This is a genomic window from Pandoraea sp. PE-S2R-1, from assembly GCF_002179865.1.
In the GTDB taxonomy this organism is placed as follows: domain Bacteria; phylum Pseudomonadota; class Gammaproteobacteria; order Burkholderiales; family Burkholderiaceae; genus Pandoraea.
In genome coordinates, this window is sequence record NZ_NGUR01000005.1 from 74,313 (window position 1) to 99,253 (window position 24,941).

The following is a 24,941-nucleotide window of genomic DNA, read 5'->3' on the forward strand; positions in this document are numbered from 1 at the left end:
CGCGCGTTCCCTTTCTGCCCTAAACCGCCGCACGTCGGCGGGCTACAATGTCGCCTATTGCGATCGATGGCTGTTTCATGAACATTTTTTTTGAGGAATCCGGCGGCTTCAAGGCCGGCACGGTGTTGTCGCAGCAGGGCGAGTCGTATCAGGTGGAGCTGCCGGGCGGACGTCGCAGCAAGATCAAGGGACGCGATGTCCTCTTGCGCTTCGAGTCCCCCGCGCCGGCCGAGTTGATCGTGCAAGCGCAGGCGGCATCGCAGGATATCGACATGAGTTTCCTGTGGGAGTGCGCGCCGGCCGAGGAATTCGCGTTCCCGGTGCTCGCTGGCGAGTACTTTGGCGAAGGGGCGAGCGTCGCGCAGCAAGCGGGCCTCGCGCTCGCCTTGCAGGCCTCGCCGATCTACTTCCGCCGCAAGGGCCGCGGCCAATATCAACGCGCACCGCAGGAACAGATTCAGGCAGCGCTCGCCGGGCTGGCACGCAAGCAACAGCAGGCCGAGTTGCAGGCCAGCTATGCTGACCAACTGATCGCGGGCACGTTGCCCGATGCGCTCAAGGGCAAGGAGCTGCAACTGCTGTTCCGCCCCGACAAGAACGCCATCGAATGGAAGGCCCTCGACGCGGCCGCCAGTGCCCTCGGCAAGACGCAGGCAGAAGTGATGCTGGCCTGTGGCGGCATTGCGTCGCCGCGCGCCTATCACGAGGCGGCGTTCCTATATGAGTACTTCCCGCGCGGCACGGGCTTCCCCGATGTGGGGCCGACGCCGGTGCCGACGGAAGACCTGCCGCTGGCGGATGTTCAGGCGTTCTCCATCGACGACTCCACCACGACCGAAATCGACGACGCGCTGTCGGTGCAACTGCTGCCCGAGGGGTTGCTGCGCGTAGGGATTCACATTGCCGCGCCTGCGTTGGGTATCACGCGTGGCGACGTCGTCGACGAGATCGCGCGTGTGCGCCTGTCGACGGTCTATGCGCCGGGCGAGAAGATCACGATGCTGCCCGACTCGGTGGTCGAGACTTATACGCTCGCCGAAGGCGGTGCCCGGCCGGCGCTGTCGCTGTATGTCGTGGTCAAGGCCGACACCTACGAGATCGTCACCACCGAGACGCGTGCCGAACTGGTGCCGATCTCCGCGAATCTGCGCCATAACGAACTCGATTCGATCATTACGGCCGAGACGCTGGCCGATGGCAGCGGCGAGTATCCGCATAAGGAAGAACTGCGCCTGCTGTGGCCGTTCGCACAATCGCTGTACGACAAGCGTCAGGCCGCGCGCGTGGGCTACGGCCTGCGCCCGGAAGTGCAGAGCAAGACCGACTTCAATTTCTACGTCGACGGCGAACACGTCACGATCAAGCAACGCATGCGTGGCGCGCCGCTCGATCTGATCGTGGCCGAGATGGCGATTCTGGCGAACAGCCGGTGGGGCCGCTTGCTGGCCGACTGCGGCGTGCCGGGGATCTACCGCGCACAGCGTGCCTACGGGGTGAACCGTACGCGTATGCAGACCTCGCCGGCGCCGCACGAAGGGCTTGGTGTGGAGCAGTACGCATGGAGCACCTCGCCGCTGCGTCGCTACGTCGATCTGGTCAATCAATGGCAATTGCTGGCGTGCGTGCGTCATGGCGTGACGGCCAAACTGGCCGCGCCGTTCAAGCCGAAGGACGCCGATCTCTACGTCACCGTGTCGAGCTTCGAAGCCGCATACGCGGCGTATGCCGAGCACCAGAGCCGCATGGAGCGGTACTGGTGCCTGCGCTGGCTGCTGCAAGAGAACAAATCGCAGGTGCAGGCGAGCGTGCTCAAGGGCGACACGGTGCGCCTGAACGATGTGCCGCTCACGCTCGTCGTGCCGGGTCTCGCGCCGCATGCCCGCGGCACGCAGATCATGCTCGACGTGCTCTCGCTCGATGTGGTCACGCTGGGAATTTCGGTGCGCGTGTCGCAAGTGCTCGACGCCAGCCAGTCGGTGCTGGCGGAAGAGGAAGATGACGGCGACGGTGGCGAAGGCAACGAAGACGGCGGTAACGGTAACGGTGCATCAGGTGATGTCGACGGTAGCGCTGACGGCAATGCCGACGGCGGTGCGTCCGATGCGGCCGATGTCGAGTCGGACGACGATGCCGAGGGTAATGCCGACAACGCCGACAACGCCGACGATGATGACGGCGTTGCCGTGATGGCCGCGGACGCTTCGGGCACCGCCGGCACCGCCCAAGCCGTCCAAGCCGTCCAAGCCTCGGCGAACGCTGCGTGCTGAAACCGGCTGTCGCGTCCGGCGATCTGGCCGCGGCTCGCCGCCGCGGCTGGGCCATCGTGCGCGAGCATCCGCTCGCTACGGGACTGATCATCTCCGCCATCGTGCATTTGATCGCGCTGGCGGTGCATTTCGTCGCGCCCGACAGCTTTCGGCTACACAGTGCCGACACCCCGCTCGAAGTCGTTCTCGTCAATGCTAAGTCGGCCAATGCGCCCGACAAAGCCACCGCGCTCGCCCAAGCCAACCTCGTGGGCGGTGGCGAGCACGATGGCGAACGCGCGACCTCGCCCCTGCCGTCACGCGAAGCCGAGCGCGACGGTGCACCTGTCGCCCAAGTCCAGCGCAACGTGAGCGAACTGGAGGCCGTGCAGGAAAAGCTCCTCTCGCAATTGCGAAGCCAGTACGCCGCCGTGCCCGAGTCGCAGCGCAGCCGTGCCAACGCCGCGCAAAATGGCCGAGGGCAGGACGATCAGACCGTCGACCAGCAGATTGCCCGGTTGCAGGCGGAAATCGACAAGCAACTGCGCGCGTATCAGACGCGTCCGAAACGCGGTCAGGTCACCGCCAATACGCGCGAAGTGGCCTATGCACGCTATTTCGATACACTTCGCCATCGCATCGAGCGCTACGGCACGGACCACTTCCCGCAGGTGGGTAATGACCGGCTGTACGGTGAATTGATCGTCACGCTCAACGTCAATCAGCGCGGCGGACTCGGTTATCACAAGGACGGCTGGGACGTGCAGGGCGTGGAAATTACCCACAGCTCCGGCAACCGGGACCTCGACCGGCGTGCGGTGGCCATCGTGCAGGCCAGCGCGCCGTTCGGCGATTTTTCGCCGGAAATGAGGCAGCGTTACGACATTCTGGAAATCGTCACACGCATGACGTTCTCGCGTCAGGGCGTGCAGGCGCAAACCCTTGCGTCCCCGGCGTCGGCCACCGACGCCACTGGCGGCAAAGCCTCGCCCTGAGGCCCTGCACGGTAAAACTTTCCAATCCTTTTTATAATTTGGAAGTTTTTTCGAACGGGAAAGTCCGCCATGAAATGGGTCCTCCTGGCGATCTTTGCTGCGTGCGCGGGGTATGTCCACCTGCGAGGTAAGATCCGCCATCGTTTTTTTCGCCAACTCTCCGATCACTCGACGTTTCTGTCGCCGTTGAACGTGTTCATGTACACGTTTTCGCGGGTCCCGACGACGCCGTATCTGACGCCGGACAACTTCCCCGAACTCGAACCTCTGCGGCAGCACTGGGAAGCCATTCGCGCGGAAGCCGGCTGGTGCGTCACCGCGATCCGTTTGCGGGGCCGTTGCGCTTTCACCTCGGGCTGGTCACGCCGAACGACGACCGTTGCTTCATCGACGTGGACGGGCGGCGTTACAGCTGGCGCGACGGTGAGGGCGTGTTGTTCGACGAGACTTACATTCACTACGCCGAGAATCAGAGCGGTCAAAATCGGATCATTCTGTTCTGCGACGTGGAGCGGTCGATGCGATACCGCTGGACGCAGGCCGTGAACCGCTGGCTCGGGCGTCATCTGGTCGGTGCGGCAGCGTCGCCGAACGACGCGGGCGACCGGACCGGCGGGATCAACCGGGTGTTCAAGTATATTTATTCAATCCGCATCGTCGGCAAACGCCTCAAGGCGTGGAACCACTATGTGTACTATGCGGTGAAGTGGGCGCTGTTCGGGGGTATCGCGCTGTGGGTCTTCTGGTGATCCGCCGTCGCAGAAGTCCTGCCGGTATGGCCCGGTATGGCCCGGTTGGCGCTGTTGGCCCGATTGACTTGAAGGATTGATGCGCCGCACCGCATGACGCGCGAAGGCCGCCGCATGCGGTACGATCGGCGCACGATCCAGTGCATTTTCCAAGCGGCGCCTGTGCGAAAGCCAGGCGCCGCGTCTTTGACTACGATGACAAACCACACACCGTCCGAGGCTGTCGAGCCTGCTGATCGCTACGCCGTGATCGGCCACCCGGTCGAACACAGCCAGTCGCCCTATATTCATGCCGAATTCGCGCGTGAGACGCAGCAGCACCTGACCTATGAGCGTCTGCTGGCGCCGCTCGATGCCTTTGCCGCCACCGTGCGTGCGTTCATCGAGAGCGGCGCACGAGGTGCCAACGTGACGGTGCCGTTCAAGCTGGAGGCGCACGCGCTGGCCGATCACCTGACCGAGCGTGCGCAAGCCGCCGGTGCGGTCAATACGCTGGTGTTCGACGCGCGCGGCATCACGGGCGACAACACGGACGGCGTGGGCTTGGTCCGCGATATTGAAGGGCCGCTCGGCGTGTCGCTGGCCGGCCGCCGCGTGCTGGTGCTCGGCGCTGGCGGCGCGTCACGTGGGGCGTTGCTGCCGTTGATCGGCGCCGGTCCTTCGCTGCTGTTCGTCGCGAATCGCACCGCCGCACGTGCGGACGAACTCGTTGCCCGCTTCTCCGAAGCCGCCCGCAATGCCGGCGTCAGTCTCGCCGGCGGTGGCTGGGATGCGATTCCCACTGACTTCGACGTGATCGTCAACGCCACGGCGGGCAGCCTGCAAGGCGACGTGCCGCCATTGCCACCGGGCGTCTACGCGTCGGGCGCATTGGCTTACGACATGATGTACGGCGCGCATCCGACCGTGTTCATGACGCATGCGAGCGCGCATGGTGCGGTGAAGGTGGCCGATGGGCTGGGAATGCTCGTCGAGCAAGCCGCCGAAGCGTTTGCCGTGTGGCGCGGTGTGCGTCCGTCATCGGCAGCGACGCAGGCCGTGCGGGCTGCGCTGCGTGCGCGTCTCGTGGCCAAGGGCTGAGCGCGCCAGATGAGCGCCGTCCAGCGTCGCGCGCCGCGCACTGCTCGCAAACGTCGGTGGGGGCCATGGCAATGGACCGCCTACTTCGTGACGTTGCTCGTCGTGGGCATACTCGCCACGCAGCTCTATTACTTCCTGCAAATCGGCTGGTGGGTGCGCTTCAATCCGCAGTCGACGGCGTTCATGCGTGCTGCGGAGCAACGTTTGCGCGAGACCGATCCGAATGCGGCGCTCAAGCATGAGTGGGTGCCGTACGACCAGATTTCGCGCAATCTGAAGCGCGCGATCATCGCCAGCGAGGATGCCAACTTCGTCAATCACGACGGTTACGAGATCGATGCGATGCTCGGCGCGTGGGAGAAGAATCAGAAGAAGGGGCACATCGTCGCCGGCGGCTCCACGATTTCGCAGCAACTCGCCAAGAACCTGTTTCTCTCGAGCGAGAAGAGCTATCTGCGCAAGGCGGAGGAGTTCAGCATCACGTGGATGCTCGAATTCTGGATGGACAAGCAGCGCATCTACGAGATCTATCTGAACTCGGTGGAGTGGGGCGAGGGGGTGTTCGGTGCCGAGGCGGCGGCGCGCTACTACTACGGTGTGCCCGCGTCGAAGCTGTCACCGTGGCAAGCGGCGCGTCTGGCGGTCATGCTGCCCCGGCCGCGCTATTTCGACACGCATCGCAACTCGCCGTACCTTGCGCAACGCGCGGGTGTGATTGCGCGGCGCATGGGGGCCGCAGAATTGCCGCAGTAGCGGCAATTCGGGTGATGCCGGCCGGCCGCGGTTCTCTCAGCGCGGCATGTCGGCCGGAATCTGCACGACAGTGCGGGTCGGGTACGGCAGTGAACAACCCACGCCTTCGACCGTTTCCTTCACGCTGCGCTGAAGATCCCAATAGAGTCCCCAGTAGTTGGAGAGCAGTGACCAGACGCGCACGTTCACGATCACCGAGCTGTCGCTCACCTGCTTGACCATGATTTCCGGCGCCGGCTTGTCGATCACGCGATCGTCCTGCACCACACGTTCGCGCAGGGCGTTCATGGCGGCATCGAGATCGTCGTCGAGCGCAATGCCGACGGTGATTTCCATGCGACGCGTTGCGTTGCGGCTGTAGTTCGTCACCGGTTGGCCCCAGATCTGGCTATTCGGCACGCAGACGTAGATCCCATCGGCATTGGTGAGCGTCGTGGTGAACAGGCCGATCTCCTCGACTGTGCCGGCCACCGCACTGCCCGCCGTGATGTAGTCGCCAATGCGAAATGGCCGCAGAAGCAGCAGCATCGTGCCCGCTGCAATGTTCTGCAAGGTGCCTTGCAACGCCAGCCCGATGGCGAGACCTGCCGCACCGAGTACCGCGATGATGCTGGCCGTTTGCACGCCGAACTGAGCTAGTACCGCGATCACGGTAATGATGCGTATCGACCATTGCACGATCGAGGCGAGCAGGGGCTTGAGCGTCGCGTCGAAATTCGGTGAACGTCCCAACGTCTTGCGAACGAAATTACCCAGTCGCGCGGCGATCCAGAACCCGATCAGCAGAATCAACACGGCCTGTATGAACGACAGGCCGTAATTCACCGCATTGGCAGTGAGAAACCCCTTCACGGCATCGAACGACGCCAGGGGTGTGGTCACTTCTGTCATCTCTTCAACTCCCTGTCAGCAGACGTCTCGGAACGTCGATATCAAAATTGACGCAAAGTGCGTTGATTGGTTCTTCAAGTGTGCCGAGGCTGGCGACGAATGGAAGCGATGGGGGCGATTTTGAGAATCGTCCTACACGGCAATGGGGCGTGCACTGACGCTGGCGGCACGGCGGCGGCGCTATCGTCACGCGAGTCCTGAGCCTTTGGGCGCCGCCCTTGGCGTGCCTGTCGCGTGCCTGTACACTTGGCGTCGCCGCGTAGCAGGGAGAATTCCGTTTGATCAATGCCTTCGTCATCCATAATGGCCGCCTGCAACAGGTGACCTGCGACCAACCAAGCGATCTGGCGAGCGTTTCGCCGGTCTGGGTCGATTTGCACAGTGAGTCGGAGGAAGAGCGCCGCTGGGTCGAAGAGGCCTACGGCGTGAAGTTGCCCACGCGCGACGAACTCACCGATATCGAAGCTTCGGCGCGATATTACGAAGACGATGGCGGCGTGTTGCACGTGCGCACCGATTTTCTGCTCGATGAAGAAGAGCAGTCGCGCAACGTGCCGGTCGCGTTCGTTGTGCTCAAAGACCTGCTGATTTCCATTCACGACGAAGACCTGCCGGTGTTCCGGCTCGTGCGCATGCGCGCCCGTATCCGGCCCGGTTCGGTACGCGACGCCATGGATGTGCTGCTCGACCTGTATTCGACCGATGCCGAGTATTCGGCCGACTCGCTCGAAGGCGTGTACGCGGCGCTCGAAGAGGTGAGCCGGCGCGTGCTGGGCAAGAACTTGACCGACGCGGATGCGGCCAAGGCGCTCGAGAGCATTGCGGCCGAGGAAGATTTGAACGGGCGTATCCGGCGCAACGTGATGGACACACGACGCGCAGTGTCGTTCTTGATGCGTACGCGCATGCTCAAGGACGAGCAGTATCAGGAAGGCAAGCAGATCCTGCGTGACATCGAGTCGCTCGACAATCACACGGCGTATCTGTTCGACAAGATCAACTTCCTGATGGATGCCACCATCGGTTTCATCAACATCAACCAGAACAAGATCATCAAGATCTTCTCGGTGGCTGCGGTCGCGTTCCTGCCGCCGACGCTCATTGCCAGCATCTACGGCATGAACTTCCAGATGATGCCGGAGCTGCAATGGGAGGCGGGGTATCCGTTTGCGGTCGGCCTGATGATCCTGTCGGCCATCGCCCCGTTCCTGTATTTCCGTCATCGCGGCTGGCTCGACTGAGCCCGCGCGAGGGGGCGATAGGCGGGTTCCTGAGGTGTGGGGGCGGCAAGCAGGTAAAATGGCGGCCTTGAATCGGAACACCGCTGGAAAACCGTCATGACATTCACGCAAGCCCTCAGCTCCGCCTGGACCCGCAACAACTCGCTGTTGTGCGTTGGCCTCGACCCCGAACCGTCGCGTATCCCGGCCCATTTGCAGGGGCGTCCGGACGCCATCTTCGAATTCTGCCGTCAGATCGTCGATGCGACCGCGCCGTACGCGTGCGCATTCAAGCCGCAGATTGCCTACTTCGCCGCCCATCGTGCAGAAGAGCAGCTTGAGCGTCTGATTGCTCACATCCACGCCGATCATCCGGGCCTGCCCGTGATTCTCGATGCCAAGCGCGGCGACATCGGCAGCACCGCCGAGCAGTACGCCCGCGAGGCGTTCGAGCGCTATCGCGCCGATGCCGTGACCGTGAATCCGTACATGGGTTTCGATTCGCTGGAGCCGTATCTGGCGCACACCGACAAGGGCGTGATCGTGCTGTGCCGCACGTCGAACCCGGGTGGCAGCGATCTTCAGTTTCTCGACGTCGACGGCAAGCCGTTGTATCAGACGGTCGCCCGTCTGGCCGCCGGTCCGTGGAACACGAGCGGACAGATCGGTCTGGTGGTCGGCGCGACGTTCCCGGCCGAAATCGCCACGGTGCGTGGCATCGTCGGCGATATGCCGTTGCTGATTCCCGGTGTCGGTGCGCAGGGCGGCGATGTGGAAGCGACGGTCAAGGCTGGCCGCACGGCCAATGGCACGGGCATGATGATCAACTCGTCGCGCGCCATCATCTACGCCGGGCGCGACGAGCAGTTTGCTGCCGCCGCCGCCGTCGCTGCGGAGAAGACGCGCGATAGCATCAACGCCTATCGGTAACGCCAGCGGGCACCCGTGATGCGGTGAATGCCGTCGCACGGGGGGCGCTGCAACCGCGTTGCTGCGTCCGTCCATGCCACGATAAAAAAACAGCGCCTGCGAATCGCAAGGCGCTGTTTTTTTTATGTCTTTCGGCTTCGCTTATGGGGCAAGCCGATGTTGTGCTGACGCCGTGATTTACGACTCGGCGGTGTCGAGCAATTCGATCACACCGCGCAAAGCGTGTTGTGCCGCCTGACTGCGCACTTGCGTGCGATCGCCCTTGAAGTGCTTCGTCTCGACGATCGTCTTCACGCGATTGCTCCACCCGAAGCACACCATGCCGACCGGCTTGTCGGGCGTGCCGCCACCCGGGCCGGCGACGCCGGTGATCGACAGCGAAATCTGCGCGCGGCTGTTGAACAATGCCCCTTCGGCCATGGCGCGCGCCACGGGCTCGCTTACCGCGCCGTGTTTCTCGATCAGTTCGGCAGGCACGCCGATCATTTCGGTCTTCGCCTGATTCGAGTACGTGACGAAGCCACGTTCAAACCAGTTGCTGCTGCCCGAAATGTCCGTGATCGCGGCGGCCACGAGCCCGCCGGTGCACGACTCCGCGGTGGTCAGCATCAGACGCTCGTCACGCAGACGATTACCGACTTTTACCGACAGTTGGGCCAGAAGAGCTTGTTGGGAAACCACGGGACGACGCCTTCAAAAGTGTATGTGCGGAGCGCTGTTGCCGATCAATTCATCACTCGGTCTATCAGTCTATCGGTCTGTCAGTCTGTCAGTCTGTCAGTCTGCCGGTGTGCGAGTGTCGCAAGGCGGGTTGCGGCCCGCCTCACCATTCAGACCATCGTTCAGATCGAACGCCACAAGGCGATGACGAGCAGCGTGCAGAACGCGGCGACGAGATCGTCCAGCATGATGCCGAGGCCGCCTTTCACGGTGCGGTCGAAGTAACGGATCGGTGGCGGCTTCACCGCATCGAAAAAGCGGAACAGGATAAACGCCACCAACTGGCCGACGAAGCTCGTGGGCGTAATGAGCAGCAGCACAATCCAGAACGCCACGATTTCGTCCCAGACCACTGCACTAGGATCTTGTGTGCCGAGCTTGCGCGCCGTGAAGCCGCAGATCCAGATGCCACCGAGGATCGCGACGGCAATCAGCGTCGCCCAGCCGGTGACCGTCAGATAAAGATTGAGCACCAGATACGATGCCCAGCCGAATAGCGTGCCGACCGTTCCCGGTGCCAGCGACGAGAGTCCTGTGCCGAAGCCGAGGGAAAACAGGTGGGCGGGGTGCGACAGCAGGAAACGCGTGTTCGGCCGGCGCGGGCCGCTGCCCGGATTGAGGGCGGCCGTTTGGTCAGTACTCATTGGAAATGGTCGAAACTTTTGAAGTCGGCAGCGACAGGCGCCCCCGTATCATCGTGTAATTGCAGCGGGGCCTGGCGTGCATCAGGAAGCGCTATTGTACCGATACGCGTCACGCGCATCCCGAGTTCGTTGCCGATGGCGGCAATTCGGTCGCGTTGCGCGCTGTCGGCGCAGAAGCACAGTTGGTAATCGTCCCCGCCGGCCAGTGTGCAAAGTCGCTGAATCGCCTGCGATTGCGCAGCAAGTTCGCGTGAGCGTGGCAACGCATCGACGTTGATCCGTGCCCCAACCCCCGAGCGCTTGAGAATATGGCCGAGATCGCCGAGCAGGCCGTCGGAAATGTCGAGCGCAGCGCGTGCCACGCCGCGAAGCGCCATGCCGAGCGAAATCTGCGGTTCGGGCCAGTCCATGGCACGGCGCACCTGATCGAAGTCGGCATCGCTTAACGGCCATTCACTGCGCAATACGCCGAGCGCCAGCCGCGCATCGCCCAACGTGCCGGAAACCCAGATATCGTCGCCGGGCTGTGCCGCGTCGCGTCGCAGCGCGTGCGCGCCCGGCACCGCGCCGAAAACAGTGACACAGAGGTTGCGCGGTCCGCGTGTGGTGTCGCCACCGATGAGCGGGCAGTCGTAGCGGTCGGCCAGCGCGGCCAATCCCTCGGCGAAGGGGCCGAGCCACGCAGGGTCGCTGTCGGGCAGGGCGAGCGCGAGCGTAAAGCCGAGCGGCTTCGCGCCCATGGCCGCCAGATCCGACAAATTGACCGCCAGCGTCTTGTGACCCAACGCACGAGGATCGACATCCGGGAAGAAATGGCGCCCTTCGACGAGCATGTCCGTCGAGATCGCGAGTTGCTCGCCTGCCGGCGGGCGCAGCAATGCGCAGTCGTCGCCGATGCCGAGCGTCACTTGATCCCCCTGACGCGTCGCCCCGGCGAAGAAGCGATCGATCAGCGAGAACTCGGACAAAGGTAAGGCCGTTGACGTAGGTGTGGTCATGGGTGACGAAGTGTCGGCGTTGCGGGCAGCGACGTGGCGCATCACGCGAAGTCAGCAGGCCATGGACGAAAAGATGACGACCCGATCGGCAGCAAGACCAAAGACAGCGCAGCGCCAATCCAGTGAATCGCGAATTCGATAGCGTATTTTACGAGCGCACCCCGGTTTTCCCAATGGTCTTGTGGTGTGCATACCCGATTTCGGAACACCGCTTAGCCATGTCTCGGACAACACCTTACCGATATTTCATCCCTGGTCCGAAAATCGCGAATATGGTGCGATGCAGCGTTGAATTCTCGGGGAATTATCGCGACGATGCTCAGATCGAAGGTGCAGCCCTTATCCGCTTTTTGCATAAATGGCGTGAATAAATAGGGCTACAATTCGCATAGAAAATTTGAGCCATTCTGTCCGTTAAGAGCTTCCCCTCATGCCCACGCCGATCGATCCGAAACTGCGCGAAGCTGCGCTCGAGTATCACGAATTCCCCACCCCCGGCAAAATTGCCATCGCCCCGACCAAGCAGTTGCTCAACCAGCGCGATCTGGCGCTGGCGTACTCGCCGGGCGTTGCGGCCGCGTGTGAGGAAATCGTCGTCGACCCGCTTAACGCCTCGCGCTACACCGCGCGCGGCAATCTCGTCGGCGTGATCACGAACGGCACGGCCGTTCTGGGTCTTGGCGATATCGGCCCGCTCGCCTCCAAGCCGGTGATGGAAGGCAAGGGCGTGCTGTTCAAGAAGTTCGCCAATATCGACGTGTTCGATATCGAAATCGACGAGAAGGACCCCGAAAAGCTCGTCGACATCATCGCGGCGCTCGAGCCGACGTTCGGTGCGATCAACCTTGAGGACATCAAGGCGCCGGAGTGCTTCATCGTCGAACGCAAGCTGCGCGAGCGCATGAAGATTCCGGTCTTCCACGATGATCAGCACGGCACGGCCATTGTGGTGGCGGCGGCGCTCATCAACGGTCTGAAGGTGGTCGGCAAGGATCTGACATCGGTCAAAGTGGTGACCTCCGGCGCCGGTGCGGCGGCACTCGCCTGTCTCGACCTGATCGTGGACATGGGCCTGCCCATCGAGAACATTTGGGTGACGGACCTGGCCGGAGTGGTCTATGAGGGCCGCACCGAACTGATGGACCCCGAGAAGATTCGCTTCGCGCAGAAGACCGACGCGCGCGGGCTTGCCGAGGTGATCGGCGGCGCCGATGTGTTTCTCGGGCTGTCGGCTGCGGGCGTGCTCAAGCCGGAAATGGTCAAGACCATGGCCGACAAGCCGCTGATTTTCGCGCTGGCCAACCCGAATCCGGAAATCACGCCGGAACTCGCGAAGGAAGTGCGTCCGGATTGCGTGATGGCCACGGGCCGTACCGACTATCCGAATCAGGTCAACAACGTGCTGTGCTTCCCGTTCATCTTCCGTGGCGCACTCGACGTGGGTGCCACGACGATCACGCGCTCGATGGAAATCGCCGCCGTGAATGCGCTGGCGGAACTGGCACGTCAGGAACAGAGCGACATCGTCGCCTCGGCCTACGGCATCAAGAACCTGTCGTTCGGTCCTGAATACCTGATTCCGAAGCCCTTCGATCCGCGCCTGCTGGTCAAGGTCGCCACTGCCGTGGCCGAAGCCGCGATGGCGGCCGGTGTTGCGACCCGTCCGCTCGCCGACGTCGACGCCTACGAGCAATCGTTGCAGCAATTCGTGTATCACAGCGGCGGTCTGATGAAGCCGCTGTTCTCGGTGGCGCGCAGCGTGCCGGCCGACAAGAAGCGCATCGCGTTTGCCGAAGGGGAAGAAGAGCGCGTGCTGCGCGCGGTCCAGATTCTGGTGGATGAGCGTGTCGCCACGCCGATTCTGGTCGGTCGCCCGGCCGTCATCGAGCATCGCATTCAGCAGTACGGTCTGCGTCTGACCGCCGGCGTCGACTTCACGGTCGTCAACCCGGAGCACGACGAGCGCTACCGCGACTATTGGGAGACGTATCATCAGTTGACCAACCGGAAGGGCGTGACGGCGTCGTACGCGCGTGTGGAAATGCGCCGCCGAACCACGCTCATCGCTGCCATGCTGGTTCGCAAGGGTGAAGCCGATGGCCTGATCTGCGGTACCGTTTCGACGCCGGGCCGCCACCTCCACTTCATCGATCGCGTGATCGGCAAGCGCGAAGGCGGTCATGTATACGGCGCGATGAACGCGCTGATTCTCCCGAATCGTCAGATTTTCCTGGTCGATACGCACATCAATCAGGATCCGAGCGCTGAAGAGTTGGCCGAGATCACGTTGATGGCTGCGGAGGAAATTCGCCGCTTCGGTATTCAGCCGAAGGTTGCGCTGCTCTCGCACTCGAATTTCGGTACGAGCGACGCAAGTTGCGCCCGCAAGATGCGCGAAACGCTGGCGATTCTGCAAGAACGTGCACCCGACCTGGAAGTGGACGGCGAAATGCATGGCGATTGCGCCCTCGACCCGGAACTGCGCGCGCGCATCATGCCGGAGTCGACGCTGACCGGTGCCGCCAACCTGCTGGTCATGCCGAACATCGATGCGGCGAACATTGCCTATAACCTGCTCAAGACGGCTGCGGGCAATAACGTGGCGATCGGCCCGATTCTGCTGGGTGCTGCCAAGCCGGTGCATATCCTCACGGAATCGGCGACGGTGCGACGCATTATCAACATGGTCGCGCTGGTGGTGGCCGATGCGGCAGCGCAACAGGAAACGCGCTGACCGTTCAGGGTCGATCGGTGGTTCGCCGCCGTTCGGCCCACATTAACAACAAAACGCCGCACCTTTCCGGGGCGGCGTTTTGTCATTTTAGCGACGCATTTTTCGTATCGTATATCGATATGTGTGCACTCACTTCCATGAAAAACTCTTTGTTTTCATGAATTTGTTGAGTGAATTAGTTGCCAAATGTAAGCCGACATTGATTCCGGGGAGTAATAGCGATACCCTTACGGCTTCACCTACCAGAACGGGCCCGCAGCGCAAAACCGCGCAGGCCGACAACCTAGCTATGACAATGGCACGTTGGCTTCACCGGAGCATCGTGGCGCTGACGGCGGCTGGGAGTGTTTTTCTGGGGGCGAATGCCGTGGCGCGCGAAACCGCGCCATATGTCACGGATCAAACGGCGGCGGTATCCGTCACCGAGTTGCCCCGCGAAGCGCAGCGCACGCTGTCGCTGATTGCCCAGGGCGGGCCGTTCCCTTATGCCAAAGATGGCATTGTGTTCGGGAACTACGAAAAGCGCCTGCCCAAAATGCCGCGCGGCTATTACCATGAATATACGGTGCCGACTCCCGGTGCCCGCAATAGAGGTGCCAGGCGCATCATCTGTGGCGGTGATCAACGTGCAGTCGATCCTTGTTACTACACCCAAGATCACTACAACAGCTTTAGACGCATAAGGGAATGACAGCAGTATGAGTGAGCCGGTTTTCGCACAAGAACGCGGGAAAGATCTTATGGCAGATCCATTCGGTGCGGGCGAGGGCAACTTGTTCAAGCAGGTGCTGGGCCTGCATGCTGTTGCGCGGGCTGGCCGCCGCCATGCCTTATCGGAAGAGGGAGATATGAGTCTTTTCAAGACCGTCAGGCCGAATATTGTGCAGTCGATCCGCGCTTTCCGTGTGCCGGAGCTGGCTGACGAGGCCGAGCGACTGGGGCAGCACTTCCTGTACGCCAACTGCGCCCAAGCGCAGAGCAAGGCGGAAGTGCTTGAAACGATCGCTACGTCCTTCCAGCTCCCGAAGCATTTCGGCAAGAACTTTGACGCCTTACACGATTGCCTGACCGATCTCGTCAGCCGCAGCGGCGCACAGCCGGGCTTCGTGGTCGTGCTCGAAGGGCTGCCGGTGGCGACGAAGTTCGACAAAGATGCGCGCGAAACGCTGCTGGACGTGTTCCGTGATGCCGCTGAATTCTGGGGCGAACGGCGCGTGAGCTTCCGCGTGTTCTACTCGTTCGCGTAAGCATCGGGTGGTGATTTGGTGTGAACGTCGCTGAATATCCCCAGATCGACTGATTCATCATTCATCAGGCAGCAAAGAAAAAGGTCCGCAATCGCGGACCTTTTTTGTTTTCCGAGCCGCCGGGCCGATGCCGGCCCGTCACGCTCTCACCCAGTCAGTTTCACCCAGTCAGCCGCTCAGGACGTGTGCCCGGCCAGAAACTTCTGGGCGAGGCCCGCCAGATCGAACTGACCCTGCGGGACATCGCCGTTCGGCGTGAGGTGATTGACGACTTCCGGCAGAATTGACGACAGTTGCTGTGCGGCTTCGTCTGTGCTGACGCCTGCCGTGTTGGCCAGCTGCTGAAGCTGGCCGCCCGGGCCGAGCGCTTGAGCCACCTGATCGGGGGAAACCGGTTGGTTACCGCCGGTGCCGACCCACGACTTCAAAGCGTCGCCGAGTCCGCCGCTTTCGAGCACCTGTGTGAGTCCGCCAAGACCGCCGAGTGCACCGATCAGGTCGGTGGGCGAAGTGGCCGGTGCCCCGGCGCCGCCGGGCTGAGGTGCCTGAGCACCGCCGAGCAAGCCGCCCAGCAAACCGCCAAGCCCGCCCGCCGCACCGCCCGCTGCGGCACCGCCGCCGAGCATGCCGCCCAGCGCACCGCCGAGCGAACCCAGCAAACCGCCGCCACCGCCGTCTTGCCCTTCCGTTTTGCCCGTATGACTGGCGATCATCGCCAGCAGGCCCATCAGCAGCAGCATGCGCGTATTGCCGCCACCGCTGTTGCCGCCTGCGGGGTTGCCGGCCGCGCCGCCGAGAATGGAATCGAGAATACCCATGACGATTTCTCCTTGAGGCCTGCTAGGCCGTTACTCGTGACAGAGTTACCCAACACTAAGCCTTACCAACCCCCCCAGCGTGCGGCAAGTGCCGCAAGGACTGCAATACCCGCTGTCTCCGTGCGAAGAATCCGATCCCCGAGGCGAATCGCCTCAAAGCCGGTGTCGCGTGCGAGGGTTTCTTCCTGAGGTGTGAGCCCGCCTTCCGGGCCGAAGAGCAACACGCCGGGCTGCGCCGGTGCCTGCGGCAATAGCGAATCAAAGCCGCTGTCCGCTCTAGGTGACAATAGCACACGCCATGCGTAACTCGTAACCGCGTCCTGGTCACGTAACCACGCCGTAATCGGCCGGACCGGCAGGATCTGCGGCACGCGATTTCGGCCGCATTGTTCGCATGCTGCTTGTGCCAGCGATTGCCAATGCGCAACTCGTTTGGCGGCCCGTTCGCTGTCGAGCCGGATCACCGAGCGCTCCGTCGCGAGCGGCTGAATGTCGGTCACCCCCAGCTCGATCGCCTTTTCGATCAGCCAATCCATCTTGTCGCCACCGGCGATGCCCTGCGCCAGCGTCACCCGGTAAGGGGTTTCGGCTTCGCGGGTATCGTGTTCGCCCAGTTGCACCGCAGCGTGTCGCTTTTCCAGACTCACCAACTCGGCCGGATACTCACCGCCGGTGCCATTGAACAGCGTGAGCGTGTCGCCCGCCTTAAGACGCAATACCTGAACATGACGCACGACGGCGTCGGGAAGGTCGAGCAGGGCGCCGGTGTGCAAGGGCGCGTCAACGAAGAAACGGGGCATACGCAGTGGGAAGGGGCCGGATCAGGCGGAAAAAGGGACGCCGCCGGCGCTATTGCTGAAGTCGGCGACCGGTCAGGGGCTGAAGCATACCCCAAGGGTCGCCGCTGGAACTTAACGACGAGGTGCGATGGGGCGCGCGAAGCCCCAGCGATAGCCGTCGATATCTTCGAGCTGGCAGAATCGATCGCCCCAGAACTGGTCCTCGGGCGGCATCAGGCCCTTGGCACCGGCGGCGGTCGCCCGCGCGTAGAGCGCGTCGACATCGTCCGTGAAAACATAAAAACTCTGCGGCGCTTCGACGCCCGAGGTTCGCGGCGAGCGGGCCGCACTGGCAAATGCGCCTTCGGGGGCGAACATCAGGATCAATTCGCCGTGATAGAACATTTCAACGTGCATCACCGCGCCATCGTCGTCCATCGTGTTGTGCACGGTAAAGCCAAACGCCTGTTCGTAGAACGTGGCGGCGGCTCTGGCGTCGCGCACGGTCAGATAGGGCGTCAACCAAGGCACATGTGACGGGCGGGGATCGGACATGACTTTCCTCCGTTGTGGCTGCCGGGCGGCCCTGAGACCGCGAGGCCTGACCTTCAGGCCCGGCATTCGTGACGAGCATCCAATATACAAGGAACGCGCACGATCTTCACCCCGGACGAGTCATCTCGTGCCAATCGGCGTAGTGGGCGCGTCAAGCGTATCCGTCAGATCGGGGGAAATGTCGAAAAGCGCCGTGTGGCGCGACACGGCGTAGTGCCTAAGGCTGCGCAGTTGATCGGGGGAAGCGCGTTGGGCGGCCGCTTGCAGCAAGTTGGCATCGGCGCCGCGCGCATCGAGCGCATCGCTGGCGACGGCCAACGCCCACTGCGACCCATAAAGGGGCACGTAGGCCGTCATCGGCTGCACCTGCGCGAAGACCGAGCGCAGCGCTGCAAGCACTCGCCGCACTTGCGCCGGCTCGAACCACGGGGCGCCCAGTTGCACGGCAATGCCGCCACGGGGAGTCAGAAGTGACCTGACTTTCGTAAAGAACGCCGCGTCGTGGAGCGGGGCGGCCGCACCGTCGGCTTCGGTGAGGTCGAAGATTACGGCGTCGAATCGGTCGTGATGCGAGAGTGCGGTGTCGACGAAATCGCGTGCGTCGCCGATGACGAGCGTCGTGCGCCGGTCGTCGAACGCGCCATCGGCGAGCGATGGCATGTGCTGCAAGATCGTTGCCGGGACTTGCGCATCCAGTTCGGCAATGACGACCTCGGTCACGCTGGCGTGACGCAAGGCTTCGCGCGCCGAGCCGCCATCGCCGCCACCGATCACGAGCACGCGTTTCGCGTCGCCGTGCGCGAGCAGCAGCGGATGCACCATGCACTCGTGGCAAATGTGAGCATCCGCGAGACTCGCCATGAACCGCCCGTCGAGCCGGTAGGCGCGTCCGAGCGGGCCGAGGGCAGGTAGATCGACGATCTCGATGTGCTGATAGGGCGACACCGCCGTCGCCACCGTGCGGCCGGCGAGGGCGTAGGTCGCCCAAGGGCCGAGCGGGGCAGAAAATGGCTTGAGTGCGGCATCGGAATCGTCCGCAGTGACGTCGCTTATGACGGGCATTGTTGTGACAACTTCCTCTAAATTGCGGCGATTGCGCCACTTTTTGGCATCATTCCACGTTCTCGCCATTTGGGGAAGTTCACCGCAAGCGACCCGGGGTGGTGCCGTATCTGATAAAATCGCGATCTTTATCCTGCACTTGATTTCGCGCGGCAGCTCGCGGCAACGGGGCACGCCCGCTATTCCGGCTGGTCACCATGACGAACTCCTCTACTGCTACGGCTGCGCTGATGGCTTCCGCCATTCGCGTCCTCTCCATGGACGCGGTCCAACAGGCCAACTCCGGTCACCCTGGTGCGCCTATGGGCATGGCCGATATCGCGGTCGCGCTCTGGGGCCGTCACCTCAAGCACAACCCCGTCAATCCGCACTGGTTCGATCGCGACCGCTTCGTGCTGTCGAACGGCCATGGCTCGATGCTCATCTACTCGTTGCTGCATCTGACGGGCTACGATCTGCCGATCGAAGAACTCAAGCATTTCCGCCAACTGCACAGCAAGACGCCGGGCCACCCCGAAGTGGGTATCACGCCGGGCGTCGAGACGACGACGGGCCCGCTGGGTCAGGGCATCACCAATGCCGTCGGCTTTGCTTTGGCCGAAGCGCTGCTCGCGAAGGAATTCAACCGTCCGGGCGCCGACATCGTCGATCACCACACGTATGCATTCCTCGGCGACGGTTGCCTGATGGAAGGCATTTCGCATGAAGCCTGTTCGCTGGCCGGTACGCTGCGCCTGAACAAGCTGATCGCGCTGTACGACGACAACGGCATCTCGATCGACGGCGACGTCGAATATTGGTTTGCCGACGACACGCCGAAGCGTTTCGAAGCCTATGGCTGGAACGTGATCCGCGATGTCGACGGACACAACGCCGATGCGGTCGATGCCGCCATTGCGCAGGCCAAGACGTCGGATCGTCCGACGCTGATCTGCTGCAAGACGCTGATCGGCAAGGGTGCACCGAACAAGCAAGGCGGTCACGACGTGCACGGCGCGCCGCTGGGCGCGGATGAAATCGCCGCCACGCGCGCCGCACTGGGCTGGACCCTGCCGCCGTTCGAAGTGCCGGCCGAAGTCTACGCCGCATGGGACGCCAAGGCCGCCGGTCAACAAGCCGAAGCCGCCTGGAACGAGCGTTTTGCCGCTTATCGCAGCCAGTTCCCGGCCGAAGCTGCCGAGTTCGAGCGCCGCATGAAGGGCGAACTGCCGGGCGACTTCAAGTCGGCCGCTGCCGCACTGATCGCCAAGACCAACGAGAAGGGCGAGACCGTGGCGACGCGTAAGGCGTCGCAACTGGCCATCGAAGGTCTGGCTGCCGTGCTGCCGGAATTCCTCGGCGGCTCGGCCGATCTGACCGGCTCGAACCTGACCAACTGGAAGGCCAGCAAGCCGGTGCGTGCCAACGCCGATGGCGTGCAGTACGGCAACCACATCAACTATGGCGTGCGCGAATTCGGCATGAGCGCCATCATGAACGGCCTCGCGCTGCATGGTGGTCACATTCCGTTCGGCGGCACGTTCCTGACGTTCTCGGACTACAGCCGCAACGCGCTGCGCATGGCTGCGCTCATGAAGCTGCGTTCGATCTTCGTGTTCACGCACGATTCGATCGGTTTGGGCGAGGACGGCCCGACGCACCAGTCGATCGAGCATGTCTCCAGCCTGCGTCTGATTCCGCAAATGGACGTGTGGCGTCCGTGCGATACGACGGAAACGGCAAGCGCCTGGGTGGCCGCCGTGGAGCGTCACGATGGCCCGTCGAGCCTGGTGCTCAGCCGTCAGAACCTGCCGTTCGTCTCGCGCGACGACGCGCAGATCGCCAATATTCGTCGCGGCGGCTATGTGCTGCGTGACGTGGCGAATCCGCAGATCGTGCTGATCGCCACCGGCTCGGAAATGGATCTGGCCCTCAAGGGCGCCGAAGTTCTGGCTGCCGAGGGCGTCGCTGTGCGCGTCGTGTCGATGCCGTCGACCAATGTGTTCGACCGTCAGGACAAGGCGTATCGCGACAGCGTGCTGCCGCGCGGCGTGCCGCGTGTGGCCATCGAAGCCGGTGTGACGGCGTTCTGGCACAAGTACGTCGGCCTGGAAGGCGGCGTGGTCGGTATCGACACCTTTGGCGAGTCGGCTCCGGCCGGCGTGCTGTTCAAACACTTCGGCTTCACCGTCGACCACGTGGTCGCGACGGTCAAGTCCGTGCTTGGCTGATTTCGTTAGACCTTACGGAGAAACCCCCATGACCATTCGCGTCGCTATTAACGGCTATGGCCGTATCGGCCGCAACGTACTGCGTGCCCATTACGAAGGTGGCAAGAAGCACGACATCGAAATCGTCGCCATCAACGATCTGGGCAATGCGCAGACCAATGCTCACCTGACGCAATACGACACCGCGCACGGCAAGTTCCCGGGCACGGTGACGGTCGACGGCGATTACATGATCGTCAACGGCGACAAGATTCGCGTGCTGGCCAACCGCAACCCGGCAGAACTGCCGTGGGGCGAGCTGAACGTGGACGTCGTGCTCGAGTGCACGGGCTTTTTCACCACGAAGGAAAAGGCCGGCGCTCACCTGAAGGGCGGCGCAAAGAAGGTCATCATCTCGGCCCCGGGCGGCAAGGATGTGGACGCTACGGTCGTGTTCGGCGTGAACGAAGGCGTGCTCAAGTCGACCGATACGGTCATCTCGAACGCTTCGTGCACGACCAACTGCCTGGCACCGCTGGTCAAGCCGTTGCATGAAAAAATCGGTCTGGAAACGGGCCTGATGACCACCGTGCACGCCTACACCAACGATCAGGTGTTGACCGACGTCTATCACGAAGACCTGCGTCGCGCCCGTTCGGCCACGATGAGCATGATCCCGACCAAGACCGGCGCTGCTTCGGCCGTCGGCCTGGTGCTGCCGGAACTGAACGGCAAGCTGGACGGTTTCGCGATTCGCGTCCCGACGATCAACGTGTCGATCGTCGACCTGTCGTTCATCGCCAAGCGCGACACGACCGTCGATGAAGTCAACGCGATCCTGAAGGAAGCCGCCGAAGGCCCGCTGAAGGCGATCGCCACGTACACGACGGCACCGCTGGTGTCGATCGATTTCAACCACAACCCGGCATCGTCGAACTTCGACGGCTCGCTGACCAAGGTGTCGGGTCGCCTGGTGAAGGTGACGTCGTGGTACGACAACGAGTGGGGCTTCTCGAACCGCATGCTCGACACGACCGTCGCGCTGATGTCGGCCAAGTAAGCTGCTGCTTCGCTGGTTGCATGAAAAAAGCCGCTGTCGAGAGACAGCGGCTTTTTCTTTTGGGCCTTGCAACGACGCATATCGACATGCGTTTCGCGCGCGATGACGTTACGGTGCGTCGCGGCGCGAGGTGGCCTTGCGGCACAGTCCGATAATCACACCGATGATCGCGCCCACCAGCAGCCCGCCAGCACCGAAATACAGCTTCCGGGGAAAGACGGCATTATCGTCAACTTGCGCAGCACTGACGATGCGCGTGTTGTATGACTGATCGGGTGCCAGCAGTTGCGAAACGCGATACCGGCTGTCGTTCAGCACAGCCCGCTCTGAGCGGCTGCTCTGAAGCGCGCTGAGTGCCATGACGGAATCCGTATTCTTGGACTGTGCCAGCGCTGCGCCGAGTTGCTCCTGAGCTTTGGTGTTCGTTTCGATAGCAGCATCGATGACGCTCAATTGCTGCTTGGGCAGATCGCGCACTCGTTCCAGGATTGCTGCGTGTTCACTGAGAATCTGTTGCGCTGCCGTGGCGAGGGCTTGTCCGGCCTGTTGCTCGGACGTGCCGCGCGCAACGATTTCGACGTAGGTCGTACCTTGGATGGCGCGGGCCTTGATCGCTTTCCAGACGACAGACTTGTGCAGAGCGTCCAGGTCGCCCTTAAGTTCGGGCAGCACCTTTTCTGCAAGGTCATCGCGGAAAGTGTTCAAGCTGACTCGTCCGACGGTTTGCTGTACCGACTCGATAAGTGGTCCATCCGGTCCACTCACCGGGGATCCTGCTGCGCGACCCACTTGCAGGGTCAGCTTGCCTTCCCATTGCTTCTGCACGAAGTACGTGCTGCCAACACCGATGGCACCCCCCACAATGGCGAGGCCGGCGATCCACTTGGCATTGGTCCGTACAAAGTCCAATACGTCCGCGAGTGAGACGTCGGACAGCCCTTCGGATGTCGTTTTGTAAAGTGTTTTATCGTTATTCATCGGGTGGAATCGAACGTCTAGACGTAACCGGCAGGGTCTTATGCCTTGCGCGCGAGGTAATCACCGTTTGATGCGGTGACCCCTCTTTATGTTCCATATAACCGACTTGGGGGAACATCTCCCGGACCAGGCCTCCGGGATGGGTAATGATGTGGAATTAATTCTTCTGCCGGTGCGGGCACGGATCCTTCGTGCAACTCCCGTACATGGCGAGGGAATGTTCCTGAAGTGCGAAACCGCGCTCTTTTGCGATCAACTTCTGGCGGCGTTCGATTTCTGCATCGAAAAATTCTTCGACGCGACCACAGTCCAGGCACACCAGGTGATCATGGTGATGGCCTTCGTTGAGTTCGAATACGGCCTTGCCGGACTCGAAGTTACTGCGCGACAATAGGCCGGCTTGTTCGAATTGCGTCAACACGCGGTAGACCGTGGCCAGACCGATGTCGAGGTTTTCGCCGAGCAGGTGACGATAAACGTCTTCGGCGGTCAAATGGCGCACCTCGCTGTTCTGGAAGATTTCCAGAATTTTGAGGCGCGGAAGCGTGGCTTTCAGTCCGATATTTTTCAGATCGGCGGGATTCGGCATCGCTCTACGTCCCTAGAGTACAATACAGCCCCAATAATAATGCCTTTTTGCCTTGCCCGGCGCAAACCGGCGCAAACGGGACGGTTTCAGCCGTCAACGGGGGCGATGTGGCGGCGCGCCCGGCGTGCCGGATCAAGTTCGATTTTTTTGAAAGCGAGTCAGATTTGCGTCGTTATCTCTCCCTTTATGCTGCCGCAGCACTGCTGGCGCTGGCTGGCTGCTCCACGTACGACAGCGTGACCGACAAGGTGATCGGCGTCGTGACGCCGTATCGAATCAACATCGTTCAAGGCAACTTCGTCTCGAAGGAAGCCTACGAACAGCTCAAGGCCGGCATGACGCGCGATCAAGTGCGCCAAGTGCTCGGCACGCCGCTGCTGACCGACATCTTCCACGCCAACCGCTGGGATTACGTCTTCTATTTCAAGCGCGGCAACACTTCGGTGGTGCAGGAGCGCCACTTGAGGGTGTATTTCGAGAACGACACGCTGGCCCGTTGGGACGGTGGCGAGAACCTGCCGACCGAATACCAGCTGGTGCAGGAAATCGATGGTCAGAAAGGCAAGTCTGTGAAGACCGATGCCCCGGCGCCGTCGACCGCCAGCGCGGCCGCAGCGGAAGCGGCATCGCCGTCGCCTGACGCGGCTGCCGCCGCACCGACGGCTGCCGCAACGCCGGCGGCCAACGATGTGGCAACCGTGTCGACCGACGCGGCGGCCAGCCAGACCGTGCAGACCAATGCCGGCCTGGCATCGAGCGGCACGTCCAGCACGAGCAGCAATGCCGGTACCGCCGGCGGTACGGGCCTGGTGCCGTCGCCGCGCGTGACCTCCGGTGGTGGCCTGTTCTCGGCACCCAAGTAAGCCGTCAGAAACACAACCAGACTCACCATGATGAAGATTGCGATTGCGGGCGCGTCCGGCCGTATGGGCCGGATGCTGATTGAAACCGTGTTGGCCGCCGATGACGCCGAGTTGGTGGGCGCGCTCGATCGTGAGGGCAGCCCTGCCCTCGGTCACGATGCCGGGGCTTTCCTCGGTCGTGAGACCGGCGTGCACATCACCGCCGATCTCGACACCGCACTTGCCAACGCCGAATTCCTGATCGACTTCACCCGCCCGGAAGGCACGCTGCTGCATTTGGCCGCCGCCGCGAAGCATGGCGTGAAGATGATCATCGGCACGACCGGTTTCTCGGACGAAGACAAGGCACGTCTGGCCGAAGGCGCCAAGCGCGTCGCCGTCGTATTCGCACCGAACATGAGCGTGGGCGTCAACGCCACGTTCAAGTTGCTCGAAGTGGCCGCCAAGATCCTGAACACCGGCTACGACATCGAGATCATCGAAGCGCACCATCGTCACAAGGTCGATGCCCCGTCGGGCACGGCACTGCGCATGGGCGAAGTCGTGGCCGACGCCCTCGGACGCGATCTGAAAGAATGTGCCGTCTACGGCCGCGAAGGCGTGACCGGCGAGCGCGATCCGTCGACCATCGGTTTTGCGACCGTGCGCGGCGGCGATATCGTTGGCGACCATACGGTGCTGTTTGCCGGGATTGGCGAGCGCATCGAGATCACGCACAAGTCGTCGAGCCGTCTGTCGTATGCCCAGGGTTCGCTGCGTGCCGCCCGCTTCCTCGTCGAACGCCAGACCGGTCTGTTCGACATGCAGGACGTGCTAGGCCTACGCTAAGCCCCTGCCGGCC

Annotated in this window: 23 protein-coding genes and 1 pseudogene; 14 read left to right on the forward strand and 10 right to left on the reverse strand. The window is 62.5% G+C overall.

Translation table 11 applies throughout. From position 1 onward, the window contains the following. The first annotated feature begins 77 nt into the window (after positions 1-77). From CDV44_RS01595 to mtgA, 5 genes and pseudogenes are all read left to right on the forward strand, one after another. The gene (locus tag CDV44_RS01595) at positions 78-2,267 is read left to right on the forward strand and encodes a ribonuclease catalytic domain-containing protein (RefSeq protein ID WP_087686523.1); all 2,190 of its coding nucleotides are present in this window, start codon (positions 78-80) and stop codon (positions 2,265-2,267) included. Continuing rightward, the gene (locus tag CDV44_RS01600; RefSeq protein WP_249277368.1) at positions 2,261-3,241 is read left to right on the forward strand and encodes an energy transducer TonB; all 981 of its coding nucleotides are present in this window, start codon (positions 2,261-2,263) and stop codon (positions 3,239-3,241) included. The genes CDV44_RS01595 and CDV44_RS01600 overlap by 7 nt, the downstream gene beginning before the upstream one ends. Positions 3,242-3,310: 69 nt before the next feature. Beyond that, positions 3,311-3,990: pseudogene (locus CDV44_RS01605) on the forward strand (aspartyl/asparaginyl beta-hydroxylase domain-containing protein). 195 nt (positions 3,991-4,185) lie between these two features. Further along, a complete protein-coding gene (gene aroE / locus CDV44_RS01610; protein WP_087686525.1) occupies positions 4,186-5,070 on the forward strand; it encodes a shikimate dehydrogenase in 885 nt (294 codons plus the stop codon). Positions 5,071-5,079: 9 nt separating this feature from the next. Further along, positions 5,080-5,823 carry a monofunctional biosynthetic peptidoglycan transglycosylase gene (gene mtgA / locus CDV44_RS01615; RefSeq protein ID WP_087686392.1) on the forward strand — a complete coding sequence of 248 codons (744 nt, stop codon included), beginning with the start codon at positions 5,080-5,082 and terminating at the stop codon, positions 5,821-5,823. A 36-nt stretch (positions 5,824-5,859) separates the two neighbouring features. Here mtgA and CDV44_RS01620 read toward each other — a convergent pair whose 3' ends face one another. Beyond that, complete coding sequence (locus CDV44_RS01620) at positions 5,860-6,714, reverse strand: mechanosensitive ion channel family protein (protein ID WP_087686393.1); 855 nt, start codon at positions 6,712-6,714, stop codon at positions 5,860-5,862. Between the two features lie 278 nt (positions 6,715-6,992). Here CDV44_RS01620 and corA point away from each other — a divergent pair, with 278 nt between their 5' ends. Continuing rightward, complete coding sequence (corA, locus tag CDV44_RS01625) at positions 6,993-7,955, forward strand: magnesium/cobalt transporter CorA (protein WP_058376145.1); 963 nt, start codon at positions 6,993-6,995, stop codon at positions 7,953-7,955. A gap of 96 nt (positions 7,956-8,051) precedes the next feature. Further along, positions 8,052-8,864, forward strand: a complete 813-nt coding sequence (gene pyrF, locus CDV44_RS01630) for an orotidine-5'-phosphate decarboxylase (RefSeq protein WP_087686394.1) — start codon at positions 8,052-8,054, stop codon at positions 8,862-8,864. Between the two features lie 177 nt (positions 8,865-9,041). Here pyrF and CDV44_RS01635 read toward each other — a convergent pair whose 3' ends face one another. From CDV44_RS01635 to thiL, 3 genes are all read right to left on the reverse strand, one after another. Further along, on the reverse strand, positions 9,042-9,545 hold the full coding sequence (locus CDV44_RS01635; RefSeq protein WP_058376143.1) for a CinA family protein: 504 nt from the start codon (positions 9,543-9,545) through the stop codon (positions 9,042-9,044). A 161-nt stretch (positions 9,546-9,706) separates the two neighbouring features. Beyond that, a complete protein-coding gene (locus tag CDV44_RS01640) occupies positions 9,707-10,228 on the reverse strand; it encodes a phosphatidylglycerophosphatase A (RefSeq protein ID WP_087686395.1) in 522 nt (173 codons plus the stop codon). Further along, on the reverse strand, positions 10,225-11,226 hold the full coding sequence (gene thiL, locus CDV44_RS01645; RefSeq protein ID WP_087686526.1) for a thiamine-phosphate kinase: 1,002 nt from the start codon (positions 11,224-11,226) through the stop codon (positions 10,225-10,227). Before thiL ends, CDV44_RS01640 begins: the two co-directional genes overlap by 4 nt. A 430-nt stretch (positions 11,227-11,656) precedes the next feature. On the opposite strand from thiL, the gene CDV44_RS01650 reads away from it, so the two are divergent. The 3 genes from CDV44_RS01650 (at position 11,657) to CDV44_RS01660 (ending at position 15,207) form a co-directional block, all read left to right on the forward strand. Next, complete coding sequence (locus CDV44_RS01650) at positions 11,657-13,960, forward strand: NADP-dependent malic enzyme (RefSeq protein ID WP_087686396.1); 2,304 nt, start codon at positions 11,657-11,659, stop codon at positions 13,958-13,960. 295 nt (positions 13,961-14,255) lie between these two features. After that, positions 14,256-14,651 carry a ribonuclease domain-containing protein gene (locus tag CDV44_RS01655; RefSeq protein ID WP_058376140.1) on the forward strand — a complete coding sequence of 132 codons (396 nt, stop codon included), beginning with the start codon at positions 14,256-14,258 and terminating at the stop codon, positions 14,649-14,651. A 7-nt stretch (positions 14,652-14,658) separates the two neighbouring features. Further along, on the forward strand, positions 14,659-15,207 hold the full coding sequence (locus tag CDV44_RS01660; RefSeq protein WP_058376139.1) for a barstar family protein: 549 nt from the start codon (positions 14,659-14,661) through the stop codon (positions 15,205-15,207). Positions 15,208-15,383: 176 nt separating this feature from the next. On the opposite strand, the gene CDV44_RS01665 is transcribed toward CDV44_RS01660, so the two are convergent. The 4 genes from CDV44_RS01665 to CDV44_RS01680 all read right to left on the reverse strand — a co-directional run bounded on the left by CDV44_RS01665 (position 15,384) and on the right by CDV44_RS01680 (position 18,421). Beyond that, the gene (locus CDV44_RS01665; RefSeq protein WP_087686397.1) at positions 15,384-16,025 is read right to left on the reverse strand and encodes a YidB family protein; all 642 of its coding nucleotides are present in this window, start codon (positions 16,023-16,025) and stop codon (positions 15,384-15,386) included. A gap of 62 nt (positions 16,026-16,087) precedes the next feature. After that, on the reverse strand, positions 16,088-16,825 hold the full coding sequence (locus tag CDV44_RS01670) for a 16S rRNA (uracil(1498)-N(3))-methyltransferase (protein ID WP_087686398.1): 738 nt from the start codon (positions 16,823-16,825) through the stop codon (positions 16,088-16,090). Between the two features lie 111 nt (positions 16,826-16,936). Further along, entirely contained in the window at positions 16,937-17,359 is a 423-nt protein-coding gene (locus CDV44_RS01675; protein ID WP_087686399.1) for a glyoxalase/bleomycin resistance/extradiol dioxygenase family protein, read from the reverse strand. Positions 17,360-17,479: 120 nt separating this feature from the next. Beyond that, positions 17,480-18,421 carry a polyamine aminopropyltransferase gene (locus tag CDV44_RS01680; protein WP_170935820.1) on the reverse strand — a complete coding sequence of 314 codons (942 nt, stop codon included), beginning with the start codon at positions 18,419-18,421 and terminating at the stop codon, positions 17,480-17,482. A 197-nt stretch (positions 18,422-18,618) separates the two neighbouring features. On the opposite strand from CDV44_RS01680, the gene tkt reads away from it, so the two are divergent. Continuing rightward, entirely contained in the window at positions 18,619-20,631 is a 2,013-nt protein-coding gene (gene tkt, locus CDV44_RS01685) for a transketolase (protein ID WP_087686401.1), read from the forward strand. 28 nt (positions 20,632-20,659) lie between these two features. Beyond that, entirely contained in the window at positions 20,660-21,670 is a 1,011-nt protein-coding gene (gap, locus tag CDV44_RS01690) for a type I glyceraldehyde-3-phosphate dehydrogenase (protein WP_087686402.1), read from the forward strand. Positions 21,671-21,778: 108 nt separating this feature from the next. On the opposite strand, the gene CDV44_RS01695 is transcribed toward gap, so the two are convergent. Further along, on the reverse strand, positions 21,779-22,648 hold the full coding sequence (locus CDV44_RS01695) for a hypothetical protein (protein WP_087686403.1): 870 nt from the start codon (positions 22,646-22,648) through the stop codon (positions 21,779-21,781). Positions 22,649-22,805: 157 nt separating this feature from the next. Continuing rightward, positions 22,806-23,237, reverse strand: coding sequence for a ferric iron uptake transcriptional regulator (gene fur, locus CDV44_RS01700; RefSeq protein ID WP_023594193.1), 432 nt, complete (start codon positions 23,235-23,237; stop codon positions 22,806-22,808). A gap of 164 nt (positions 23,238-23,401) precedes the next feature. Here fur and CDV44_RS01705 point away from each other — a divergent pair, with 164 nt between their 5' ends. Beyond that, the gene (locus CDV44_RS01705; RefSeq protein WP_087686527.1) at positions 23,402-24,100 is read left to right on the forward strand and encodes an outer membrane protein assembly factor BamE; all 699 of its coding nucleotides are present in this window, start codon (positions 23,402-23,404) and stop codon (positions 24,098-24,100) included. 30 nt (positions 24,101-24,130) lie between these two features. Continuing rightward, positions 24,131-24,928, forward strand: a complete 798-nt coding sequence (gene dapB / locus CDV44_RS01710) for a 4-hydroxy-tetrahydrodipicolinate reductase (protein WP_087686528.1) — start codon at positions 24,131-24,133, stop codon at positions 24,926-24,928. Positions 24,929-24,941: the final 13 nt, after the last annotated feature.